A 22178-nucleotide genomic window follows, 5' to 3' on the forward strand; every position below is an offset into this window, starting at 1 on the left:
GCCAGCGCGCAAGTGCCTCGGGTCAGCGCGCTCAGAAACGCTCAGTTTCGAGCGCGACGTTCGCCTTAACCTGTCGGCCAGGCGCGAGGCAGCACAACAGGTCGAACGCGCGGTCAGGAGCAATCGCCTTGAGGTCTGAAAAAGTGATGCATTCCAAGGGTGCTGGCGGCGGTGTCGCCGATACGCCGGGTCTCGTGGAGCGGGCCATGAGACAGCGGGACGTCGACCTGGAACTGGCCGTCGCGGCCCTGCGCGACGCCACCGACGATGCGTCCGCCGCCGTGCATTCGCTGATGCACCTGGTGCGCCGCAAGACGACGCTCAAGCCACGCCGGCGCAAGGAGCCCGAGACTCGCGCGGGCACGGGCACGCCCCACACGCTCACTGTGGCCCAACAGCTCCACCAGATCACCTGCCGGCTGCGCCTGCTCGAATCGTCCGTCCTTCGTCCGCCCCTGCGCTAGCCGCAAGCGCTGCCGTCAGCGCGTGCCCGGCGGCAATGCAAACTGAACCTGCGGCGGCCGCTGCGGATACACGGAAGTTCCGAAGGTGTTCCCCATCCGCGTGCTGGTCGCCGCGCGGTTGAACAGGCCCAGCTGGTTCGAAGGGCGCAGCACGATCGCTTCGGAGGCCAAGCCCGGCTGCGCATCGCCGGGTCCCTGCGGCGGCAACTGCGGCCTGGGTTGCAGCTTGTGCGTCAGGCACTCGAAGGAGGGTGCGCGCACGCCGTTCACCGTGACCTCCGCGCAACTCGCCTCGGCGTCCGCCTCGGCCGTCCCGGGCTGCGCTGCGGCCGCGCCGCCGCCAACGACCAAGGCACACACCCACGCGACGACCACCCTGCAGCGAACCCTCATGACGCATTCCTCCATGGGGGCGCATGCTAGCCGCGCACCAAGTCGGCAAGAAGACGGCGCGGCGACGGCCGCGGCACATGCGAACAAAACGTCACATGTCGGTCATCCCGCGCCGTTAGCCTTCGGCGCAAGCACCCGCAGGGCGAGTTTGCAGACGGCTGCGGACGCCGCATTCCATCAGCCAGCCTTCTTGCCATCGATCTCCGCCCCATGACACGCAGTTCCGCACCCGGCGGCGTCACGACCTTGCCCTGGTGCCTTCTGGTCCTCGCCCTCATGATGGGCGCGCGCCTTGCCGTGGCGCAGAACGTGGCGGCGTCGGACGACGTCAACGCCAAGGTGCTGCAGTTCGACCTGCAGGCGCAGCCGCTCGAGACGGCGCTGGCCCTGTTCGGCCGCATCACCGGCCATTCGGTGCTGGTGGCCAGCAGCCTCACCGCGAACCGGCAGGCCGCCGCCGTGCATGGCGAGTTCGCGCCACGTGAAGCCCTGCGGCGCATGCTCGACGGCACCGGGCTCGTGGCGCGCTACAGCGCGACCGACGCCTTCACGCTGATGCCGGAGCCTGCAACGCAGTCCGCCCCGCTCGAAGGCCGCGAGCGTGCGAGCGCCGCCGTCGCGGAAACCGCCCGCGCCCAGTCCAGCTATGCGCAGGTGCTGCAGCATTCGATCACCCGCGTGCTCTGCATCGCCCAGCCCGACGCCTTCGGCCGCTACCGCCTCGCGGTGCAGCTGTGGATCGACGCGACCGGGGCGGTGGAAGATGCGCGCCTGCTCGAAGGCAGCGGCAGCCGCGAGCGCGACCTCGCCGTGCTGTCCAGCCTGCGCTCGCTCGAGATGGACACCGCGCCGCCGGCCGCGCTGCCCCAGCCCGTCACGCTGCTGCTGACCCCGCGCCCGGACCCGGCGCGCGACTGCCGCCCCTTCGTGTCGCGCGCGCCGTTGCGCGCGCGCTGACCGCATCGAGGGCCACGGAATGCCGGACTCCATCAGGGCCTCGTTGCGCGCGCTGTTCCTGGCGCGCTATGCCCATTTCAGGAAGCACCTGCAGATCCGCCTCGGCTCGGAAGACCTGGCCAACGATGCGCTGCAGGAGGCCTACCTGCGCGTGGAGAACACCACCGTGCGCCACGCTGTGCGCTTTCCCTCGGCCTACCTGTTTCGCATTGCCCTCAACGTGGCGGAAGACCAGCGAAAGAGCAACGCCCGGCTGCTGAGCGTCGGCGAGGTCGAGGAGCTCTACGACATGGCCGACGAGCTGGCCGACCCGGCCCGCGGCGCCGAGGCCCGCAACGAACTCGAGGCCCTGGAGCGCGCGATGGCCGAACTGCCGCGCCGCCGCCGCGCCATCGTGTATGCGGCCCGTGTGGACGAAATGCCGCACAAGGACATCGCCACGCGCTACGGCGTGTCGGTGCGCACGGTCGAGAAGGAATTGCGCGCCGGCCTGGAGCATTGCTGCGAGCGCCTGGGAAGAAATTTTGTCCAGCGCTTCGGTCCCGGCGCCGGAAAACAGTCCAAGCGTGATGGCAGTTGAAAAAACCGAACCCTCCGCACAAGGCGAAGCGATGAAGACCCTGCAACGCGAAGCGCAAGCCTGGGTGGTGCGGCTCGGCTCGCACCAGGCCACGGAAGACGACGCGCGCGCCTTCAAGCGCTGGTGCGCGCAAAGCCGCACGCATGCGCAGGTGTTCACCCAGGCGCGAGAGGTGTGGCAGCAGATGGCGCCGGCCGCCCTGCACGTGCGCCAGGAAGAGGAACGCGCCGCGCGCCGGCGCATGCCCGTGGCGGGGCGCCGCGCGCTGCTGGGCGGCGCGGTGGCTGCGTCGGTCACTTACCTGGTGGTGTCCCCGCCGCTCGGCCTGTGGACTTCGGTGGCCGAGTGGAGCGCCGACTACCGCACCGCCACCGGGGAGCAGCGCGAGGTGGCCATCGGCGACGGCGTGGTGCTGCAGTTGAACACCCGCACGCGCGTCAACATGCCGCACGAGGGCCGCGAAGGCATCGAACTGGTGGCCGGCGAGGCCGAGGTGCTTGCCGATGCATCGAGCGTCACGCGCGTCCGCGTGGCCGCCGAAGGGGGCACGGTGTCGGCGGTGCGCGCGCGCTTCAACATCCGCAACATCGACGGCGAGGTGTGCGTCACCTGCCTGGCGGGCGAGGTCGACGTGGTGCGCGGCGCGCAGCGCGCCCGGCTCGACGCGGGCCGGCAGCTGCGCTACGACGCGGCCGGGCTGGGCCCGGTGGCGGCGGTCGACACCGGCGCGGTCAGCGCCTGGCGGCGCCGCCAGCTGGTGTTCAACCAGGTGCCGCTGGCCGACGTGGTGGCCGAGGTCAACCGCTACCGCCCCGGGCGGCTGGTGCTCACCAGCGAGGCGCTGGGCCGCAGCAAGGTGCAGGCGAGCTTCTCGATCGACCGGCTCGACGACGTGGCCTTTCTGGTGCGCGACGTCTACGGCGCGCAGCTGACGCAGCTGCCCGGCGGCATCGTGCTGCTGGGCCTGGCCAAGGCGTGAGCGCCCGGGGCGGCGCTCTGTGAAGATTTCGTGACATGGTGCAGTCGCGCCGCCGCTTCGCTGTCATAGCTCGGTAGACCACGGGCCGCCCGCCTTCCGGGCGCGGGCTTCGTGGCATCGATTCGAGCAATGAAACACGAACCCATGGAAGTCCGCATGCAACGCAGCAGCACGGTGTCCCGGCGCAACAAGAGCCCTTCTTTCTTCCATCCGCAGGCCCGCCTCACACCGCTGGTGCACGCCATTGCGCTGATGCTGGCCGCCGGCGCGTCGGTGCAGAACGCGCAGGCGCAGCAGGCTTTCAGCGCCGGCTGGATGGCGCAGAAGAACATGGCGCAAAGCACCGCCACCGCCACCGGCCGGCTGCCCAACGGCATGCCCGCCTCGATGCTCACCAGCCCGCAGGCGCAGCAGCAGCGCGCGGCCGAACAGCTGCAGCGTTCCATCGGCAACCTGAACATCGCCGCGCGCGGCATCGCGGCGCAACAAGCCGCCCAGGAGGCGGCACGGCGCGCAGCGCTCGAGGGCGGGCAGGGCGTGCCCGACGGGCTGGCCGAGGGCGGCCTGCAGGTCGACACCCGCAGCCTCACGGCAGGATGGGCCAACGCCAACGCACCGGTGCAGTCGCAGTCCGGCGGGCGCACGCAGGTCACGGTCGCGCAGACCGCAGACAAGGCGATATTGAACTGGGAGACCTTCAACGTCGGGCGCAACACCACGCTGAAGTTCGAGCAGCAGCCGGGCTGGGCGGTGCTCAACCGCGTCAACGACCCGAAGGCGCGCCCATCGCAGATCCAGGGCCAGGTCCAGGCCGACGGCACGGTGATGGTGGTCAACCGCAACGGCATCGTGTTCAGCGGCAGCAGCCAGGTCGACACGCGCAACCTGCTGGCCTCGGCCGTGGGCATGACCGACGCGCAGTTCAAGCGCGGCATCTACAGCCAGGCGCTGGGCACCGGCTTCGTGCCGACGCTGGCCAACGACCTGAACGTGAGTGCCACCGCTTCCACCAACGGCAACGCCACGGGCGACGTGGTCGTCGAGGCCGGCGCGCGCATCTCCACGCGCCAGCCGCAGACCGTGACCGAAGGCGGCGGCTATGTGCTGCTGGCCGGTCGCGAGACGCACAACCGCGGCACCATCGTCACCCCGAACGGGCAGACCACGCTCGCCGCGGGCGACAGCTTCGTGATCCGCAGGGGCCTGGGTACCGACAGCAACCAGCAGTCGAGCACGCGCGGCAACGAAGTCGTGCCGGCGCGCAACAAGGACAGCAGCGCCGGCCGCGTGAGCAATGCGGGCCTGATCCAGGCGCTGGCCGGCGACATCACGCTGACCGGCCACACGGTCGAGCAGTCGGGCGTGCTGCTGTCGAGCACCAGCGTCACCACGCGCGGCACGCTGCACCTGAACGCCGCGGGCGACGCCGATGCGCGCGTCACGCTGGCACCCGGCAGCGTCAGCGCCGTGCTGCTGGACGACAGCAACGCCACCGCGCTCGACGTGCAGCGCGACGCGCTCATCAAGGACTCGGCCAACCTCTCGGACGGCGCCTACAACCGGCGCGACCAGTCGCTGGTGCAGATCGCGTCCAGCGGCAATGTCGAATTCCTGTCCGACTCGATGACGCTGGCCACCGGCGGCCAGGTCAACGTGAACGCGGTGCGCCGCATCCAGCTGGCCGAGCGCGCGGCCATCGACGTGGCGGGCGCCGTGGGCGTGCGCGTGGCCATGGCGTCGAACAACGTCGAGGTCAACGTGCAGGGCAACGAGCAGCGCGACGCACCGGGCAACCGCGACAGCAAGAACCTCAACAACGCCACCCTCTGGGTCGACCGCCGCTACCTGGTGCGCGTGCCCGCGGGCACCAACGGCTACACCACCGACCGCTGGTACACCGGCGGCGGCCTGCTCGAAGTCAGCGGCTACCTGAACACCGGCGGCCACGGCATCGGCGAATGGGCCGCGTCCGGCGGCACCGTGGCCTTCGGCGGCGGCGAGCTCGTGACGCGCGCCGGCTCGGCCATCAACGTGTCGGGCGGTTCGCTCGACGTGCAGACCGGCATGCTCAAGCAGAGCTGGCTCATGGGCAAGGACGGCCGGCTCTACAACCTGTCGCGCGCACCGGGCGACATGCTCTATGAGGGCGTGTACCGCGGCTTCGAGAACCCGCACGCGCGCTGGGGCAAGAACACCACCGAGTTCTTCTACAACCCGTTGATCGGCGCGCGCGAGCTGCTGGAAAACGGCTACACCGTGGGCCGCGACGCGGGCCGCGTGATCGTGGGCACGAAGTCGGCCGTGCTGGAAGGCGACATCGAGGCCACCGTGTTCCAGGGCGACCGCCAGCGCAACGCGCCCGACGCGGCGCTCGACGGCTACCGGCAATTGCAGACGGCCGCGCCGCGCGCGGGCCAGCTCGTCATCGGCCAGTTGCGCCCGGTGTTCGACACCGACACCGGCATGCTGCGCGACAGCCCGCAGGCCGCGGCCGAACGCATCGACATCGGCGCCGTGCAACGCATGGCCGACAGCCTGCGGCTGGAAGACGCGCTGCCCGAAGAACTGAACGGCAAGCTGAAGATCGACGCCGGCTGGCTCAACGGCCTGGCGCTCGGCGGCGTCAAGGCCTATGCCAACGGCGGCATTTCGGTCGACGCCGACGTGGCAGTGGGCTACGGCGGCAGCATCGCGCTGCACGCGACGCAGGTCGACGTGAAGGCCAACCTCAGCGCGCGCGGCGGCAGCATCGCGCTGGGCAACATGGTCGCCCGGCTGCCGGTCGGCAGCACGACCGGCTGGCTCGACCAGCCCATTGCCACCCAGCCGCCCGAGGGCTACACGCCGGGCGTGGACGTGAGCGCGGGCGTGGTGCTCGACACGCGCGGCTTCTGGACCAACCTGCGCAGCAACCCCGCCGACATCGCAGGCCTGCCGTACCTGAACGGCGGCAGCGTTTCCATTGCCAGCACGGGCGACGTGCGGCTGCACGCGGGCACGGTGATCGACACCTCCTCGGGCGCCGCCATGATGGCCGACGCGTCGCTGCAGGGCGGGCGCGGCGGGGACATTTCGCTCAAGTCGAACCAGTACGACGACACCGGCCGCGGCGCGGGCGCGCTGCTGCTCGACGGCGAGCTGCGCGGCCACGGCATGAAGGGCGGCGGCACGCTGAGCATCGACACCGGCATCGGCGTGGCCATCGGCGGCGGCGTGCTCCTGAACCCCGGCCGGCTGTCGGCGGGCGAAGCGGTGCCGGTGCACCTGACGCTGGCGCAAGCCTTCACCATTCCCGCGGGCACCGTGCTGCCGCAGGACTTCAGCTACGTCACGAACACCGTCGCGCCGGGCGAGGCGATGAAGATCATGCCGGTGTTCTCGCCCACGCGCACCTACACCCTGCCCGCCGACTGGGTGGTGCCGGCCGCGACCGTGGCCTGGGAATACGTGTACGTCTTCAGCAAGGCCGGCAACATCTACGGCAGCGGCACCGCGGTGCCGGCGGGCACCGAGCTGGTCAACATCACCGGCAAGATGGCGCCGGGCTACGTGGTGCCCGCCGCCGCGTTCCCCAACGGCATGCCTGTGCCCGACTACACCGCCACGGTGGCCGCGGGCACGCCCTTCGCGCGCGACGTGGCGCTGGCCGAGGGCGCCCTGCTGCTGGCCGGCAACCGGCTGCCGGCCGACGTGGCGGTCAAGCCGCTGCTGGTGCTGGACAACAGCCTGTTCCAGAGCGGCTTCTCGCGCTACAGCGTGAGCGCCCAGCAGGGCGTGCAGGTGGCCGGCGGCGCGCGGATCGACGTGGCCATGCCCGTGCTGCGCGCCGACCCGGCCGCGGCCCGCGCCACGCCCACCGGGGCCGATCCGTCGGCGGTGCTGCAGCGCTGGCTGCCGCCGGTGTGGCAAGAAGACCCGCTCAAGGGCGTGCTCACGCAGCGCGCCGGCGCCGACCTGGCGCTGAGCGCGGGCTCGGTCTACAGCCAGGCGCCGCTGGTGGTGGGGCAGGGCTCCGCGATCTCGGTCGACCCGGGCCGCGCGCTCACGCTCACCGGCAACGGGCAGATCACCATCGACGGCACGCTCAACGCCTGGGGTGGCCGCATCGGCGTGCTGCCGGGCGCCCTGGGCACAGGGAACGACGTGAACCGGCCGCCCGGCGCGGCCAATGCCACCTCCATCTGGATCGGCGAGCACGCGGTGCTGGACGCCGCAGGCCGCGCCGACACGGCGGTCGATTCAAAGGGCCGCGTCTACGGCCGGGTGGGCAAGGGCGGGCGCATCGAGATCGGCGCGGCCTACAGCGCCGACGCGCGCATGGTCGACGCGGCCGACGCCTTCGTGGTGCTGCGCCCCGGCGCGCGGCTCGATGCGTCGGGCGCCTCGGCGACCCTCGACCTGCCCGGCCGCGGCAAGGTGGAGGTGGCCAGCGACGGCGGCCTGATTTCGCTGGCCTCCTACCGCGGCATGTTCCTGGACGGCAGCCTGCGCGCAGCCGCCGGCGGCGCGGGTGCGGCCGGCGGCACGCTGGCGCTGAGCCTGGAGACGCCCAACTACGGCGTGGTCGGCAGCCAGGACCTGAAGGGCATCAACGTCGACGACGCGGTGCGCGTGCCGCGCGAATTGGTGCTTGCGCAGTCGCAAGGCGACAGCGGTCTTTCGGCCGGCCTGAAGGCCGGCGAGCGTGAGGCCGCGCTGGCCTACGGCCACGCCCGCATCGGCGTGGACCGCATCGCCGCGGGCGGCTTCGACAACCTCTCGCTGATGGCCAACGGCCTGGTGAGCTTCGACGGCAGCATCGACCTGCGCCTGGGCCAGAGCCTGCGGCTCACGGCCAGCGCCATCGACCTGGCCGAAGGCGCCGCTCCGGGCGCGCAGGTCAACCTGGCCGCGCCCTACATCCGGCTGGCCGGCAGCACGCGCACGCAGGCCGACAACTACCTCATGCCGAACCCGGTGCGCGGCTCGAAGAACGGCGGCATCGGCAGCGGCGCGCTCGGCCTGCCGCTGGTGGCGCAGGGCTCGCGCCTGTCGCTCGATGCGCAGCTGATCGACATCGTGGGCCTGGTCAACACCGGCGCGCGCGGCACCATCGTCCAGAACGCGGCCGATCCGCTGAAGGTCGAGCGCAAGGCCTTCGACCAGATCGTGATGCGCAGCGGCGGCGACCTTCGCCTGTCGCAAGCGGCCACCTTCTACACACCCGGCAACCTCACGCTGGCGGCCTCGCAGATCTACCCCGCCATGAACGACAGCGGCGCCTTCTTCGTGGGCGAGCGCGGTGCCTTCGATCAGTACGGCACGCTGGTGCGCGACTTCGACCCGGCGCGCAGCCTGAACATCGAGCGCATCGACCCTTCGGCCCCGCTGCCCGCGCAGCCCTACTCGGTGTTCGGCAGCCTGCGCTTCGTCTCGGCCACGGTGAACCAGGGCGGCGTGGTGCGCGCACCGCTGGGCGAGATCACGCTGGGCGCCACTGCGGCGGCTTCGCTCACCGGCGAGGTCAACCTGCTGCCCGGCAGCGTCACCTCGGTCAGCGCCAACGGCCTCACGATGCCCTACGGCGGCACGCTCGACGGCCTGAGCTACCTGCACGACGGCAAGGACGTGGTGTGGAAGGGCGTGGGCAACGACCCCTCGGTCACGCTGGCCGCGCATGCGGTGAACGTGCGCGAAGGCGCGGTGCTCGACCTGAGCGGCGGCGGCGAGCTCAAGGGCGCGGCGTTCCTCGCAGGGCGCGGCGGCTCGACCGACGCGCGCATGAACCCGCTGGTGCAGACCACCGCGCGCGGCACCTTCACGCTGCCGGGGCTGGCCACCAACCCGGTGTACGCCATCGTGCCCGGCACGCAGGCCGGCTACGCGCCGCTGGTCGCCGAGCACGGCGCGGGCGACCCCGCGCTGGGCCGCCAGATCACCATCGGCGCGGGCGTGCCCGGCCTGCCCGCCGGCACCTACACGCTGCTGCCCTCGACCTTTGCGCTGCTGCCCGGCGCGTTCCGCGTCGAGCTCAACGGCCTGGCGCCGAACCTGCCGCCCTCGGGCGTGACAGTGCCCATGCGCAACGGCTCCTACGCCGCAGCGGCGCAACTCGGCACGGCCAACACCGCCATCCGCGACACGCTGCCCACGCAGGTCTTCCTGACGCCCGCCGGCACGCTGCGCAGCTACAGCCAATACAACGAAACCGGCTACGCCGACTTCGCGATCGCGCAGGCACAGCGCAACGGCGTGCCGCGCCCGCTGCTGGAGCGCGACGCCAAGATGCTGCGCCTGGACCTCGCCTTGCCCACCAGTGCCGGTGCGATCGGCGACGCGCCCGCGCTGCGCTTTGCCGGCCGGGCCGACTACACGCCGGGCGAGGGCGGCTTCGGCGGCAGCGCGCTGCTGGTGGGCGGCTACCGCACCAGCTACGAAGTGCTGGCCGACGGCGCCGCGCCCACGCCGGAGTTCAAGGGCGTGTCGGTCCACGTGGGCGCGCTCAACGCCATCGCCGCGCCGCGGCTGGGCATCGGCGGCCTGCCGAGCGTGAGCTACCTGGACTACCTGGGCACCTCGCAACGCGCCAACATCGCGAGCTTTCTCACCGGCGCCGCCGACATCGTGCTGCGCGAAGGCGCCGTGCTGCGCGCGGGCGAAGTCTTTCTGGTCACCAACACCAAGGCCGGCGGCATCGTGGTGGAGCAGGGCGCGGGCATCAACACGCTGGGCCGGGGCCGCGCGGCCTGGGACTCGCGCGACGGATTCGTCTACGCACCGGGCGCGTCCAGCGTGCTGGCGGTGTCCAACGGCTGGCTCGACCTGCTGGCGCCCGGCTTCAGCACCTCGCCCGACGCCGGCGCGGGCCGCATCGACATCGGCGCCTGCGCCACCGGCTCGCTGTGCCACGGCGTCACCCGTCTCTATTCCGAAGGCACCATCGCGGCCTCGACCGACCAGAGCTTCGAGCTGCGCGACGCCTCGCGCTACGGCACGCGCAACCTCGTGCTGTCGGTGGGCGGCATCAACGTCGGCAGCGAGGCCGCACTGGCCGCCGCCGCCGCGCGCAACGCCCTGCCGCCGGGCCTCACGCTGAACCAGGGCATCCTGGACCGGCTGCTGCGCGGCGACCCCGCGAGCGGCGCGCCCGCGCTGGAGAACCTGGTGCTGACCGCGCGCGACGCGGTCAACTTCCACGACTCGGTCGAGCTCTCGACCATCGACCCGGCCACCGGCCGCTCGTCGCTCGAGCGGCTGGTGCTGGGCACGCCGGCCATCTACGGCGCGGGCGGTGCGGATGCGCTGGCGCGCATTCACACCGCCATCCTGGTGTGGAACGGCGCCGCCACGTCGCCGGGCCTGGTGGCCGCGGGCGGGGCGGGCACCGGCAGCGGGCGCCTGCAGATCGACGCCAACCAGATCGAATTCGGCTACGGCCCCGGCAGCCGGCCCGACACCGTGCACGGCATGGACCGGCTGGTGCTGGGCTTCGGCGAGGTGGTGCTCAACGCCAGCGAGCGCGTCACGGCCAACCACACGGGCTCGCTGTCGGTCTACCAGTCGCAGGGCGCGTGGGACGACGCGCTGAAGGGCTACGCCTTCAGCGGCGGCAACCTGCGCATCCAGACGCCGCTGCTCACCGGCCAGGCCGGCTCGGTGCAGAAGATCAAGGCGGGCGGGGACATCGTGCTGGGCGCCCCGGCAGGCGCGGTCGCGCCCGCGCTTTCGGGCCAGGCGCTGGCCGATGCGCTCGGCGCCGAAATCGCCCTGGACGCCGGCGGCAGCCTGGTGCTGGCCAGCCGCATCGCGCTGCCCAGCGGCAAGCTCACGGCTTCGGCCGGACGCGACCTGCGGCTGGACGACGGCGCGCAGCTCGACCTGGCGGGCCGCCGCATCGACTTCTTCGACGTGCCCAAGTACAGCTGGGGCGGCGACGTGGTGCTGGAAAGCCGCGCGGGCGACGTGCGCCAGTCGACCGGCTCGCGCATCGACCTCTCGGCCGAGCAGAACCGCGCCGGCAAGCTCACGGTGCTGGCGCTGGGCGAAAGCGCAGGCACGGTCGCGCTGAACGGCGCCATTGCGGGCGCCAGCAGCGGCGGCTACGACGCGGGCGGCACGCGGGTGCCGTACGCGGCCGGCGGCGCCGACATCCGCGGCCAGCACATCGACGACTTCGCGGGCCTGAACCGCCGCCTCACCGAAGGCGGCGTCTTCGGCAGCCGCAGCTTCCAGCTGAAGCAGGGCGACCTGGTGCTGGGCAACGAACTCAAGGCACGCGAAGTCAGCGTGTCGGTCGACGCCGGCCGGCTGGCCGTCACCGGCACGGTCGACGCCAGCGGCGAGCAGGCCGGCAGCATCCGCCTGGCCGCGCGCGACGGCGTGACCGTCGGCGGCGCGGCCGTGCTCGACGCGCACAGCCGCGTGCTGCGCGTGGACAGCTACGGCCAGCCGATCGAGGCGCCCAACCGCGCCGTCATCGAGATCAACGCGGGCAGCGGGCGGCTGGTGCTGGAGAACGGCGCGCGCATGGACGTGCGCGCGGGCACCGACGGCGCGGCGCAATCGCTGGGCACGGTGGAACTCAGCGCGCAGCGCATCGGCGGTGCGCGCGGCAACGACATCGCCATCGACGCGGGCGGCCAAGTGCGCATCGACGGTGCGCGCAGCGTCACCGTGAACGGCTTCTGGAGCTACAAGGACGCCGACTACGGCACCGACGCCGCGGCCGACGGGCGCCCCTACCAGGTGGTGAACCAGGCCTACCTGGACGCCAAGCATGCCGACAGCACCGCCTTCATGGGCAACGTGCTGGCCAACGGCGACCTCATGAACAGCCGGCTCGCGGGCCTGCGTGCCTACGGCGACGCGTTCCACCTGCGCCCCGGCGTGGCCGTGGTCAGCGCCACGCCCGACGGCGACCTGCACGTGGACGGCGACATCGACCTGTCGGGCCACCGCTATGCGAGCGTCAACCCGCGCACGCAGCAGACCGGCACCTACGGCTCCGGCGAGTCCGGCGCCCTGGTGCTGCGCGCGGGCGGCAACCTGAACGTGTACGGCAGCATCACCGACGGCTTCGACACGTCCGTGCTGCAGCCCACGCCGAGCGACAACGGCTGGGTGCTCGTGAAGGGCCGCGTGCCCTGGGGCGGGGACGTGGTCGTGCCGCGCGGCGGCATGGCCGAGCTGGCCGACGGCACCTTCTTCCAGTCGGGCCGCGCGCTCAACTACGCCTTGCCGATGCAGGCCATGAGCCTGCGCGCAGGCACGGTGCTGGCGGCCGCCGCCACGCTGGCCGACGACTTCGTGCTGCCCGCGGGCACGGTGCTCGGCGGCGCGGTGCGCGACGCGGCGGGCAACGTGCTGCACGCGGCGGGCACGGTGCTGGCGCAGGCCGTCACGCTGCACAGCGGCATGAAGCTGGACGCGGGCAACCGCCTGCCGGGCGACGCCCGCGTCGCCGCCATGACCTGGCCGGCCGGCGTGCCGCTGCCGTTTCCGGCCGGCGCCGTCAACGACACCCCCAGCCCCGACTACAACGGCGACGGTGTGCCCGACAGCCTGCCCAACGGCGTGATCCTGGCCGGCTCGCTCAAGCTGGCCAAGGGCGCCGTGGTGCCCGCCGAGACGGTGGTCAAGCTGCCCGGCGACGTGGACTTCGTCAACCTGCGCCCGACCGACGCCAACGGCAACCAGGGCCGCAACCTGGCGCTGGCGCCGATGCTGGCCGAGGGCTCGCAGTCGTGGTCGATGCGGCTGGTGGCCGGCGCCGACACGCAGGCCGCCGACACGCGCGCGCTGCGTCCGCGCGGCGCAGGCGGCTTCCAGGGCCAGTTGCTGATGGCCGACACGCACTACGGCATGGGCAGCGGCCTGACGCTGCAGGCGCCGGTACCGGGCGTGGCGGGCCAGTACTACTGGATGGGCGACTCGCTGAACCAGATCGGCGCGGCGCCCGGCACGCTTGTCAACCTGGACGAGTGGGGCGGCGAAGAGGCCGTGTGGGCCATCAACGACTGGGGCCTGGGCAACCTGGTGACCTGGGCGCCCGAGGGCTCGCCGCCCAAGACCGTGCCGCTGCCTGCCACGCAGCAGCTCTTCAGCGTGCTGCGCACCGGCACCGGCGACCTCGACCTGCTCTCGGGCGGCGACTTCACGATGAGCTCGCCCTATGGCGTGTACACGGCGGGCACACAGGCCCGTGGCGTTGCCGCGGCCTACAACCTGCCGCGTTCCACGGTTGCCGGCACCGTGCTCGGCGCCGACGGCGCGGCCTACGAGCCCTTCGTCGACGGCGGGGCGCAAAGCCTGTACCGCGCCTGGTACCCCGAGCACGGCGGCAATGTGCTGGTGCGCGCGCAGGGCGACGTGCGCGGCGACCTGATCGGCCAGCGGGGCAGCCAGTTCCGCCCCGATGCCATCGGCAACATCCGTCCGATGCCCGCGAGCGCCGACGTGGGCAACTGGCTGTGGCGCCAGGGCACCGGCAGCGCGGTGGCCGGCCCCGACGGCGTGCCCACCGCGTGGTGGGTCAACTTCGGCAGCTACGTGAGCGGCCCCAGCACGTCTTACGACCTGTTCGGCAGCGCCCCGTTCATGACGGGTTTCACCGGCATCGGCACGCTCGGCGGCGGCAACCTGGTGCTGGAGGCCGGCGGCGACGCGGGCATGCTGACCCGGCGCATGGACCTGCTCGGCAACTTCGTGTCGCGCAGCTCGGGCCTCAACCTGGTGGTGGGCGGCACCGGGCGCGTGTCGGCCGACGGGCAGCGGCTCACGCTGACGGGCGGCGGCGACCTGGACGTGCGCATCGGCGGACGGCTCAATCCGGTGGCCGAGCTGCGCTCGTTCCCGAACACCACGGACACCACGCCTCAAAGCATCTACCAGGGCGCACGGTCCGACCTGAACAGCACCTTCGTCAACCTGCGCGGCGCGCTGCGCGTGGAGGCCGGCTCGGTCGGCGGCATCGAGCTGCGCTTCGACCGCGCCGACCCCGAGGAGTCGCGCGCCTACCAGGTCTACACGGCCACCTCGTCCATCGCGGGCGGCGGGCCGGTGCTGGTGCCCGGCGACGCGGCCGTGCGCATCGACGCGCGCGGCGACCTGGTGCTGGGCAGCGTGGGCGACCCGGGCCGGGTGACGCAGGTCAACAACGGCACGCCCTTCGTGGGCGAGGGCGTGCAGCGCCCGGGCGAGGGCTTCAGCTGGTTCTCGCTGTGGACCCCGGCCAGCGGCATCGACCTGTTCAGCGCCGGCGGCAACCTTGCACCGTCGACCGCCATCGTCGGCGACCGCCCGCGCAGCAACGGCCAGGCCACCGACGGGCGCTACGTGGTGCCGTCGATCTTCCGCGCGGTCGCGGCCAGCGGCAGCCTCTACTACGGCAACTCGAGCGCCGGCACCGTCGACGGCAGCAACAAGGCCGTGCAGTCCCCCGGCGGCGTGATGCTGGCGCCTTCGCCCGTGGGCCCGCAGTTCTCCCATGCGGGCGCGGGCCAGCTGGAGCTGATGGCGGGCGACTCGATCTATGCCGGCGGCTACGCTTTCACGCAGTCGGGCGCCGACCCTGCCGGCTTGCCGAGCCCGTTCAACCCGGGCTTCAGCGGCAGCCTGGAGCGCAGCTGGTTCGGCCCGCGCAAGCTCAGCAACGTGAGCCCCGACGCGCTGGCGCCCAGCGTCTTTCTGGACAGCTTCATGCCCGGGGACGGCTACCAGCAATATCCGCTGTTCAGCCTGGAGTCGCCCACCGCATCGGGCAGTTCGGTGCCTGGCCAGCAGCCCGCGCGCTTCTATGCGCTGGAGGGCGACGTGGTGGGCGTGCGCACCGGCTCCATCGTCTACCGCGGGGCGGGCAGCAGCGGCGGCATTCCGGGCGCGCTGCCCACCTGGTATGAAGGCGGCGGTCCGGTGGCGTTGCGCGCGGGGCGCGACATCGTCAACGCAGGCACCGGCCTGGGCGAGTACGAAGAGCTGCCCGTCGAGGCGCGGGGCTGGACCACGCAGATCAACCGCGCCGACGCCAGCGCGCCGCTCAAACCCATCGCGGTCGACGCCGGCAGCGCGCGCGGCAACCTGATCGTGCACAACAACCCCGACGACGTGTCGGTGGTGTCCGCCGGGCGCGACGTGCGCTACAGCACCTTCTACGTGGCGGGCCCCGGCCTGCTCGAAGTGACGGCGGGGCGCGACGTGTACATGGCCGACAAGGCCGAGCTCAAGAGCATCGGCGCAGTCGCGAACATCAGGCCGGGAGACCGCAGCAGCGGCGCGGGCATCGCGGTGGCCGCGGGCGTGGGGCGCAACGGACCCGACTTCGCGGCCTTCGCCGCGCGCTACCTGGACCCGGCCAACCTGGCCACCGCGGCCCAGGCACTGGCCGACCAGCCCGGCAAGGCCGTGGCGGTGTACAGCGACCGGCTCACGCTGGCGCGCTGGCTGCAGGCGCAGTTCGGCTACGGCGGCGACGAGGCCGGCGCGCCGGCGTTCCTTGCGGGCAAGCAGGCCGAGATCGACGGTGCCTACCGGCAGTCCGCCGGCGGCAGCAGCGGCGCGCCCAACCGCGACCTGCAGCGCGAGTACGGACTGACCAGCCAGCTGCACCTGGTCAACTGGCTCGAAGAACGCTTCGGCGACGGCAAGCGCAACGGCCTGGGCCTGCGCTTCGATGCCGCATCGACGGATGCGCGCGCCTTCTTCGCCGCGCTGCCGGCCGAGCAGCAGCGCGCCTTCCTGCGCCCGGTGTACTACGCCGAACTCAAGGCCGCGGGCCGCGAGTACAACGCCGCGGGCGGGCCGCGCGAGGGCAGCTACCTGCGCGGGCGCGAAGCCATCGCCACGCTGTTTCCCACGCACGACGCGCAGGGCAAGGCCATCGAGCGCCAGGGCGACCTGACCATGTTCAGCAGCGCGCTGTACTACGAGAACTACGTCGACCGCATCGCCACGACACGCGCGAAGCCCGGCGTGAAGTACCTCAGCAAGGAAGAGTGGATCGCCATCGGCAGCCCGGGCTACAGCGTGCCGCACTACGAGGTGAAGGACGCGGGCATCCACACCGACTTCGGCGGCGACATCCGCCTGATGGTGCCGGGCGGGCGCACGCTGGTGGGCGTGGACGGCGGCTTCGTGCCGGGCGAAGGCTCGGGCGTGCTCACGCAGGGAGCGGGCGAGATCGAGATCTTCTCGAACGGCAGCATCCTGCTGGGCCAGAGCCGCATCTTCACCACCTTCGGCGGCAACATCCTCGCGTGGTCGGCGCAGGGCGACATCAATGCCGGGCGCGGCTCCAAGTCGACCGTGGTCTACACGCCGCAGCGTCGCGCCTACGACGACGTGGGCCTGGTGAGCCTGTCGCCGACCACGCCCAACACCGGCGCGGGCATCGCCACGCTGAACCCGCTGCCCGAGGTGCCGCCGGGCGACATCGACCTGATCGCGCCGCTGGGCACCATCGACGCGGGCGAAGCCGGCATTCGGGTGTCGGGCAACGTGAACCTGGCGGCGCTGCGCGTGGTGAACGCGGAAAACATCCAGGTGAAGGGGCAGTCGGTGGGCATTCCGGTGATCGCGGCGGTGAACGTGGGTGCGCTCACCAACGCCAGCGCTGCGGCCTCGCAGGCGGCCACCGCCGCGCAGGACGCGGTGCAGCGCGAACGCGCGACACAACGCCAGGCGCTGCCCTCGGTGTTCACGGTGCGCGTGCTCGGCTTCGGCAACGAAGGCGAGGGCGGCGGCAGCAGCACCGCGCCGAAGGAGCGCGAGCAGCGCGCGGCCTACGACCCCAAGGGCGTGGTGCAGGTGCTGGGCGCCGGCACGCTCACGACCGCGCAGATGCAGTCGCTCACGCCGGGCGAGCGCGAAGGGCTCCAGCGCTGAGCCCGGCCACGCGCACGCAAGACGAAGGGCCGCCTGCAAGGGCGGCCCTTTTTTCTTGATGAAGTTTTAGTGACAAACGACAGTCGCCGCGCGCGCCGCGCGTCTAGATAACCGTACGCAGCAGCGACATGAAGGCTCTCCATCATGGGCTGCTGCACAGCGAATCATCTTTGAGAACGAGCTGCAGATGCATGACATGAAGAAGAGCGGTCCACCGATGTGCTGGAGAGCGGTGTGGCTGGCAGTGATGGCCTCGGGCGCGCCGTGCGCGGCCTTCGCGCAGGCGACGGCGCCGGCCGCGCAGGCCGCACCGATGGAGGCGCCCACCACGCCCACCACGCCCGCGACAGCCGCGCCGCCCGAAGCGCAGCGCAAGGTCGACATTGCCGAGTACATCGTGCGCGGCAACACCGTGCTCGACGCGCGCGCCATCGAGCGCGCCGTCACGCCGTTCCTGGGCCCCGAGCGCACGCTGAAGGACGTGGAGGCCGCGCGCGACGCGCTGCTCGCGGCCTACCAGGCGGCGGGCTACCAGTCGGTGTACGTCGACCTGCCCGAACAGCAGGTGGCGCAGGGCATCGTGTTCCTGCAGGTCAACGAGACCCGGGTGGGCCGCCTGCGCGTGGTGGGCGCCGAGTACAACTCGCCGCTGGACGTGCGCGACCAGGTGCCCGCGCTGAAGGAAGGTGGCGTGCCCAACTTCACGCAGGCGCAGACCGAGCTCGGCGCGCTCAACCGCGGGCCCAGGCGCCAGGTGATGCCGCTGGTGCGCCAGGGCAGCATGCCCGGCACCATGGACGTGGACCTGAAGGTCGACGACAGCAGCCCGTGGCGCGCCAGCGTGGGCCTGAACAACGACTACAGCGCCGACACGCGCAAGCTGCGCGCCAGCGCCTCGCTGGGCCACGACAACCTCTGGCAGCTGGGCCACAGCGCCTCCATCAGTTTCTTCGGCGCGCCGCAGGACCTGAGCCAGACCCAGGTGTTCTCGGCTTCGTACAACGCGCCGTTCGCCGGCACCAACTGGGCGCTGGAAGCCAGCGCCTACGTGTCCGACAGCAACGTGGCCACCGTGGGCGGCACCAGCGTGCTGGGCAAGGGCCACTCGGTCGGGCTGAAGGCGATCTACACCGTGCCCAACACCGGGAACTGGTGGCACGCGTTCAGCGCGGGCGTCGACTTCAAGAACAACAAGGAGGCGCTGCAGCTCAAGGGCTCGGGCGACACCGTGCCGCTGAAGTACGCGCCCATCACGCTGTCCTACACCGGCCTGCGCCAGACGGAGAAGAGCCAGTACGGCGTGGGCCTGTCGCTGGTGGCGGGCACGAGCAGCTCGTTCCAGTACGGCAGCGACGCGGCAGCGTTCGACTACAAGCGCTACAAGTCGTCGCCCAGCTTCATGGTGCTGAAGACCGACTTCAACGGCACCCACACCTTCGACGGCGGCCAGCAGGTGGCCTTTCGGGTGAACGCGCAAATGACCGACTCGCCGCTGGTGTCCAGCGAGCAGATCGCCGGGGGCGGCATGAATTCGGTGCGCGGCTACCTGTCGGCCGAAGCCACCGGCGACTACGGCGTGGTCGGCTCGCTCGAGCTGCGCAGCCAGCCGCTCACCTTCCTGGGCAGCACGGTGGAGAACTGGCGCGTGTACGGCTTCGTGGATGCCGCGCGGCTGCGCCTGAAGAGCCCGCTGCCCGAACAGACGGACAAGTTCCAGCTCGCCTCGGTGGGCCTGGGCACCACCTTCAAGGTGGGCAGCTACTTCTCGGGGCGCGTGGACATCGGCTACCCGCTGAAGGACGGTCCGCGCACCAAGCGGCACGACCCGAACGTGAATTTCAGCCTGACCGCGAGCTACTGACGGCGCGGCGCAACGTTTTCTTTTTTTCCATCTTTTCTCTCTACGAGTCTTCCGGAGACACCTGTCATGCGACGCATTCTTTTCGTTGTGCTCACTCTGCTGAGCACGCTCCTGCCGGGCCTGGCCCATGCCTGGTGGCAAGCCGAGTGGTCCTACCGCAAGCCCGTCACCATCGACGGCGGCCCGCAGGCCGGCGCCATCGGCAGCGATGCCGGGCGCGTGCCGGTGCTGGTGCGCCTGCACACCGGCAACTTCAAGTTCGAGGGCGTGAGCGAGACCGGCGCCGACCTGCGCTTTGTCGCGGCCGACGACAAGACCGTGCTGAACCACCAGATCGAACAGTTCGATCCGCTGCTGGGCATTGCGCTGGTGTGGGTCGACGTGCCCAACGTCTCGGCCGGCACGCCGCAGAAGCTGTGGATGTACTACGGCAACCCCAAGGCCCCGGCCTCGGGCAACGGCCAGCGCAGCTTCGACCCCGACTACACGCTGGTCTACCACTTCGCCGAAGGCGCGGTGCCGCCGCGCGACACCACCGCCTACGGCAACAACGGCCAGACCACGGCGGTGCCGGTCGAAGGCACGGTCATCGGCAAGGGGGCGCAGCTGGGCAACGGCGCGCTCATGCTGCCGGCCACGCCGTCGCTGGCGGTGCAGGCCGGCGGCACGCTCACCTTCTCCGCCTGGGTCAGGCCCGACCAGCTCGGCGCGCGCCAGGCCCTGTACGCCCGCCGCGACGGCGCGGGTGAACTGGTGGTCGGCATCGACCAGGGCGTGCCCTTCGTGCAGGTCAACGGCCAGCGCAGCACGCCGGGCCAGCCGGTGCAGGCCGGCCAGTGGTCGCACATCGCGGTGAAGGCCGAGGGCGACAGCGTGGCACTGTACGTCGGCGGGCGCCCCACCGTGTCGCTGGCGGCGAAGCTGCCGGCCATGAACACGGCCGCCGCCATCGGTGCCGATGCACCGGCTGCAGCGGTTGCGACGCAAGGCACAGCCGCCGCCGCCGCATCGTTCGCACCTTTCACCGGCGCCATCGACGAAGTGCGCCTGTCGAAGGTGGCGCGCGCCGACGCGCTGCTGCTCGCCGATGCCGTCTCGCAAGGCGCCGAGTCGCGCCTGACCGTGTTCGGCGCCGACGAGCAGCAGGCCGGCAAGAGCCACTTCGGCTTCATCCTGGCCGCCATGCCGCTGGACGCCTGGATCGTGGTGGGCCTGCTGGGGCTGATGATGGCCGTGTCGTGGGCCATCATGATCGCCAAGGGCCGCCACTACGGCGCCACCTCGCGCGCCAACGGCACTTTCATCGAACACTTCCGCGAGGCCGCCGGTGCGCCGCTGGACCGGCTGGCCACGAACAACACGGTGCCGCAGGAGGTGCGCGCCGACTCGTCGCTGTGGCGCCTGTACGAAGTGGCCATCGGCGAGATGCGCCGCCGCCATGACCGCGGCTACGACCTGAGCGCCGTGTCGAGCGCCACCATCGGTGCCATCCGCGCGGCCATGGACGGCGTGATGGTGCGCGAGATCGAGCGCATGTCCAAGCGCATGAACTGGCTGTCGACCACCATCGAAGGCGCGCCCTACGTGGGCCTGTTCGGCACGGTGATCGGCATCATGCTGGTGTTCGTGGTGGCGGCCATGGCCGGCGCGGTGGACATCAACTCGGTGGCCCCGGGCATGGCGGCCGCGCTGCTGTGCACCGCCGCCGGCCTGGGCGTGGCGATTCCCGCGCTGTTCGGCTACAACTGGCTCGCCTCGCGCTCGGACGCCATCACGGCCGACATGGCTGTGTTCGTCGACGAGTTCGTCACGCGCCTGGCCGAAGAGCAGGGCGAGGGCCGCACGCTGCCTTCGGCACCCGCCCTGGCACCGGCACGGGCCTGAGGAGCGCACGACCATGGCAACCCCGGCCAAGTTCGCGCCCCGCAGGCGCACCGGCGGCATCAACATCACGCCCTTCGTGGACGTGCTGCTGGTGGTGCTGGTGATCTTCATCCTCACCAGCAACGCCAGCATTCCCGGCATCAAGGTCGACCTGCCCAAGGCCAGCGCCTCGGTGGCGCTGGAGAAGCCCAAGACCAAGGCCATCACCATCGACAACGCGGGCAACGTGTTCCTCGATGCGTACCCGGTCACGCTGCCCGAGCTGGAGGAGCGCCTGCGCACCGAGAAGGCGCTGTCGCCCGATTTCCCGGTGATCGTGCGCGGCGATGCCAGCGTGCAATACGCCAAGGTGATCGACGTGCTCGACCTGCTGCGGCGCATCGAGCTGAACCAGATCGGCCTCGTGACCGGCAAGCAGAAGTGAGGAACGCAGCGTGAAACCTCGCGACCCGCGTTCTTCCACACCGGCAGGCCCCTCGGGTGCCCGGGCCGGGCTGTGGCGCCGCTGGGGTGGATGGGCCATCGGCCTGGCGATGGCCGCCGCGCTCGTGGCGCTGGTATGGCACCTGCTGTCGGACACCGCGAGCACCAAGCGCGTGGTGGCCGACGCACCCATGCTGATGCTGCCGCCCCCGCCGCCACCGCCGCCCGAGCCCGAGAAGCTGCCCGAGCCCGAGCCGGAAAAGGTCAAGCCCGAAGTGGTCGAGAAGGAGCCCAAGCCGGTCGAGCCGCTGGAACCCCCGAAGGACGACGCGCCGCCGAGCCCCTCCAAAGACCTGGGCGACCCCGTGACCATGGACAGCGCCGGCCAGGCCGGCAACGACGCCTTCGGCATCCAGGCCGGCAGCGGCGGCGGCATGAGCGGCACCGGCGGCGGTGGCGGCCTGGGCAGCGGCTCGTACGCGCGCTATGTGTCCAGCCTGCTGCAGCAGGCGCTGTCGCGCGACCCGCGCACGCGCCAGCTGGTGTTTGACGACATCCAGATCGACCTGTGGCTGGGCGCCGACGGCAAGACCAGCCGGGTGCAACTGGTGCGCGGCACCGGCACGCCGGACATCGACGAAGCGGTGCTCACGCTGTTGCGCGGCCTGGACCGCGTCGACGAGAAGCCGCCCGCGTCGCTGCGCTTTCCGATGCGCGTGTCCATGCGAGGGCGCCGGCCATGAACCGCAACGCCGACTGCACCGCCCAAGCCCCGTCCGA

10 protein-coding genes are annotated in these 22178 nt (G+C 71.8%); 9 read left to right on the plus strand and 1 reads right to left on the minus strand.

Translation table 11 applies throughout. The features are described from left to right. Positions 1–206 precede the first annotated feature (206 nt). A complete protein-coding gene (locus tag ACSFA5_RS01505) occupies positions 207–464 on the plus strand; it encodes a hypothetical protein (RefSeq protein WP_435442234.1) in 258 nt (85 codons plus the stop codon). 15 nt (positions 465–479) lie between these two features. Here the strand turns inward: ACSFA5_RS01505 and ACSFA5_RS01510 are convergent, their stop codons facing one another. Beyond that, a complete protein-coding gene (locus ACSFA5_RS01510; RefSeq protein ID WP_435442235.1) occupies positions 480–857 on the minus strand; it encodes a hypothetical protein in 378 nt (125 codons plus the stop codon). 210 nt (positions 858–1067) lie between these two features. Here ACSFA5_RS01510 and ACSFA5_RS01515 point away from each other — a divergent pair, with 210 nt between their 5' ends. The 8 genes from ACSFA5_RS01515 (at position 1068) to ACSFA5_RS01550 (ending at position 22141) form a co-directional block, all read left to right on the plus strand. After that, positions 1068–1814, plus strand: a complete 747-nt coding sequence (locus tag ACSFA5_RS01515) for a secretin and TonB N-terminal domain-containing protein (RefSeq protein ID WP_435442236.1) — start codon at positions 1068–1070, stop codon at positions 1812–1814. A gap of 19 nt (positions 1815–1833) precedes the next feature. Beyond that, positions 1834–2394: an RNA polymerase sigma factor gene (locus ACSFA5_RS01520; protein ID WP_435442237.1), complete on the plus strand. Its 561-nt coding sequence runs from the start codon at positions 1834–1836 to the stop codon at positions 2392–2394. Positions 2395–2425: 31 nt separating this feature from the next. Further along, entirely contained in the window at positions 2426–3373 is a 948-nt protein-coding gene (locus ACSFA5_RS01525) for a FecR family protein (protein WP_435442238.1), read from the plus strand. 156 nt (positions 3374–3529) lie between these two features. Then, complete coding sequence (locus ACSFA5_RS01530) at positions 3530–17230, plus strand: filamentous haemagglutinin family protein (RefSeq protein ID WP_435442239.1); 13701 nt, start codon at positions 3530–3532, stop codon at positions 17228–17230. A 187-nt stretch (positions 17231–17417) separates the two neighbouring features. Then, positions 17418–19091 (plus strand): ShlB/FhaC/HecB family hemolysin secretion/activation protein, encoded by a 1674-nt coding sequence (locus ACSFA5_RS01535; RefSeq protein WP_435442240.1) that lies wholly within the window; start codon positions 17418–17420, stop codon positions 19089–19091. 66 nt (positions 19092–19157) lie between these two features. Continuing rightward, complete coding sequence (locus ACSFA5_RS01540; RefSeq protein ID WP_435442241.1) at positions 19158–20975, plus strand: DUF2341 domain-containing protein; 1818 nt, start codon at positions 19158–19160, stop codon at positions 20973–20975. A gap of 13 nt (positions 20976–20988) precedes the next feature. Further along, a complete protein-coding gene (locus ACSFA5_RS01545) occupies positions 20989–21399 on the plus strand; it encodes an ExbD/TolR family protein (protein WP_435442242.1) in 411 nt (136 codons plus the stop codon). 10 nt (positions 21400–21409) lie between these two features. Further along, a complete protein-coding gene (locus ACSFA5_RS01550) occupies positions 21410–22141 on the plus strand; it encodes an energy transducer TonB family protein (protein WP_435442243.1) in 732 nt (243 codons plus the stop codon). Positions 22142–22178: the final 37 nt, after the last annotated feature.

The organism is Variovorax monticola (assembly GCF_051216855.1).
Taxonomy (GTDB): Bacteria; Pseudomonadota; Gammaproteobacteria; order Burkholderiales; family Burkholderiaceae_C; genus Variovorax.

What these genes read in the sequence shown, in the direction of transcription:
- ACSFA5_RS01535 (WP_435442240.1), top strand. Translation starts at nt 17,418, where the DNA reads ATGCATGACATGAAGAAGAGCGGTCCACCGATGTGCTGGAGAGCGGTG.
- ACSFA5_RS01505 (WP_435442234.1), top strand. Translation starts at nt 207, where the DNA reads ATGAGACAGCGGGACGTCGACCTGGAACTGGCCGTCGCGGCCCTGCGC.
- ACSFA5_RS01540 (WP_435442241.1), top strand. Translation starts at nt 19,158, where the DNA reads ATGCGACGCATTCTTTTCGTTGTGCTCACTCTGCTGAGCACGCTCCTG.
- ACSFA5_RS01520 (WP_435442237.1), top strand. Translation starts at nt 1,834, where the DNA reads ATGCCGGACTCCATCAGGGCCTCGTTGCGCGCGCTGTTCCTGGCGCGC.
- ACSFA5_RS01525 (WP_435442238.1), top strand. Translation starts at nt 2,426, where the DNA reads ATGAAGACCCTGCAACGCGAAGCGCAAGCCTGGGTGGTGCGGCTCGGC.
- ACSFA5_RS01530 (WP_435442239.1), top strand. Translation starts at nt 3,530, where the DNA reads ATGCAACGCAGCAGCACGGTGTCCCGGCGCAACAAGAGCCCTTCTTTC.
- ACSFA5_RS01545 (WP_435442242.1), top strand. Translation starts at nt 20,989, where the DNA reads ATGGCAACCCCGGCCAAGTTCGCGCCCCGCAGGCGCACCGGCGGCATC.
- ACSFA5_RS01515 (WP_435442236.1), top strand. Translation starts at nt 1,068, where the DNA reads ATGACACGCAGTTCCGCACCCGGCGGCGTCACGACCTTGCCCTGGTGC.
- ACSFA5_RS01510 (WP_435442235.1), bottom strand. Translation starts at nt 857, where the DNA reads ATGAGGGTTCGCTGCAGGGTGGTCGTCGCGTGGGTGTGTGCCTTGGTC.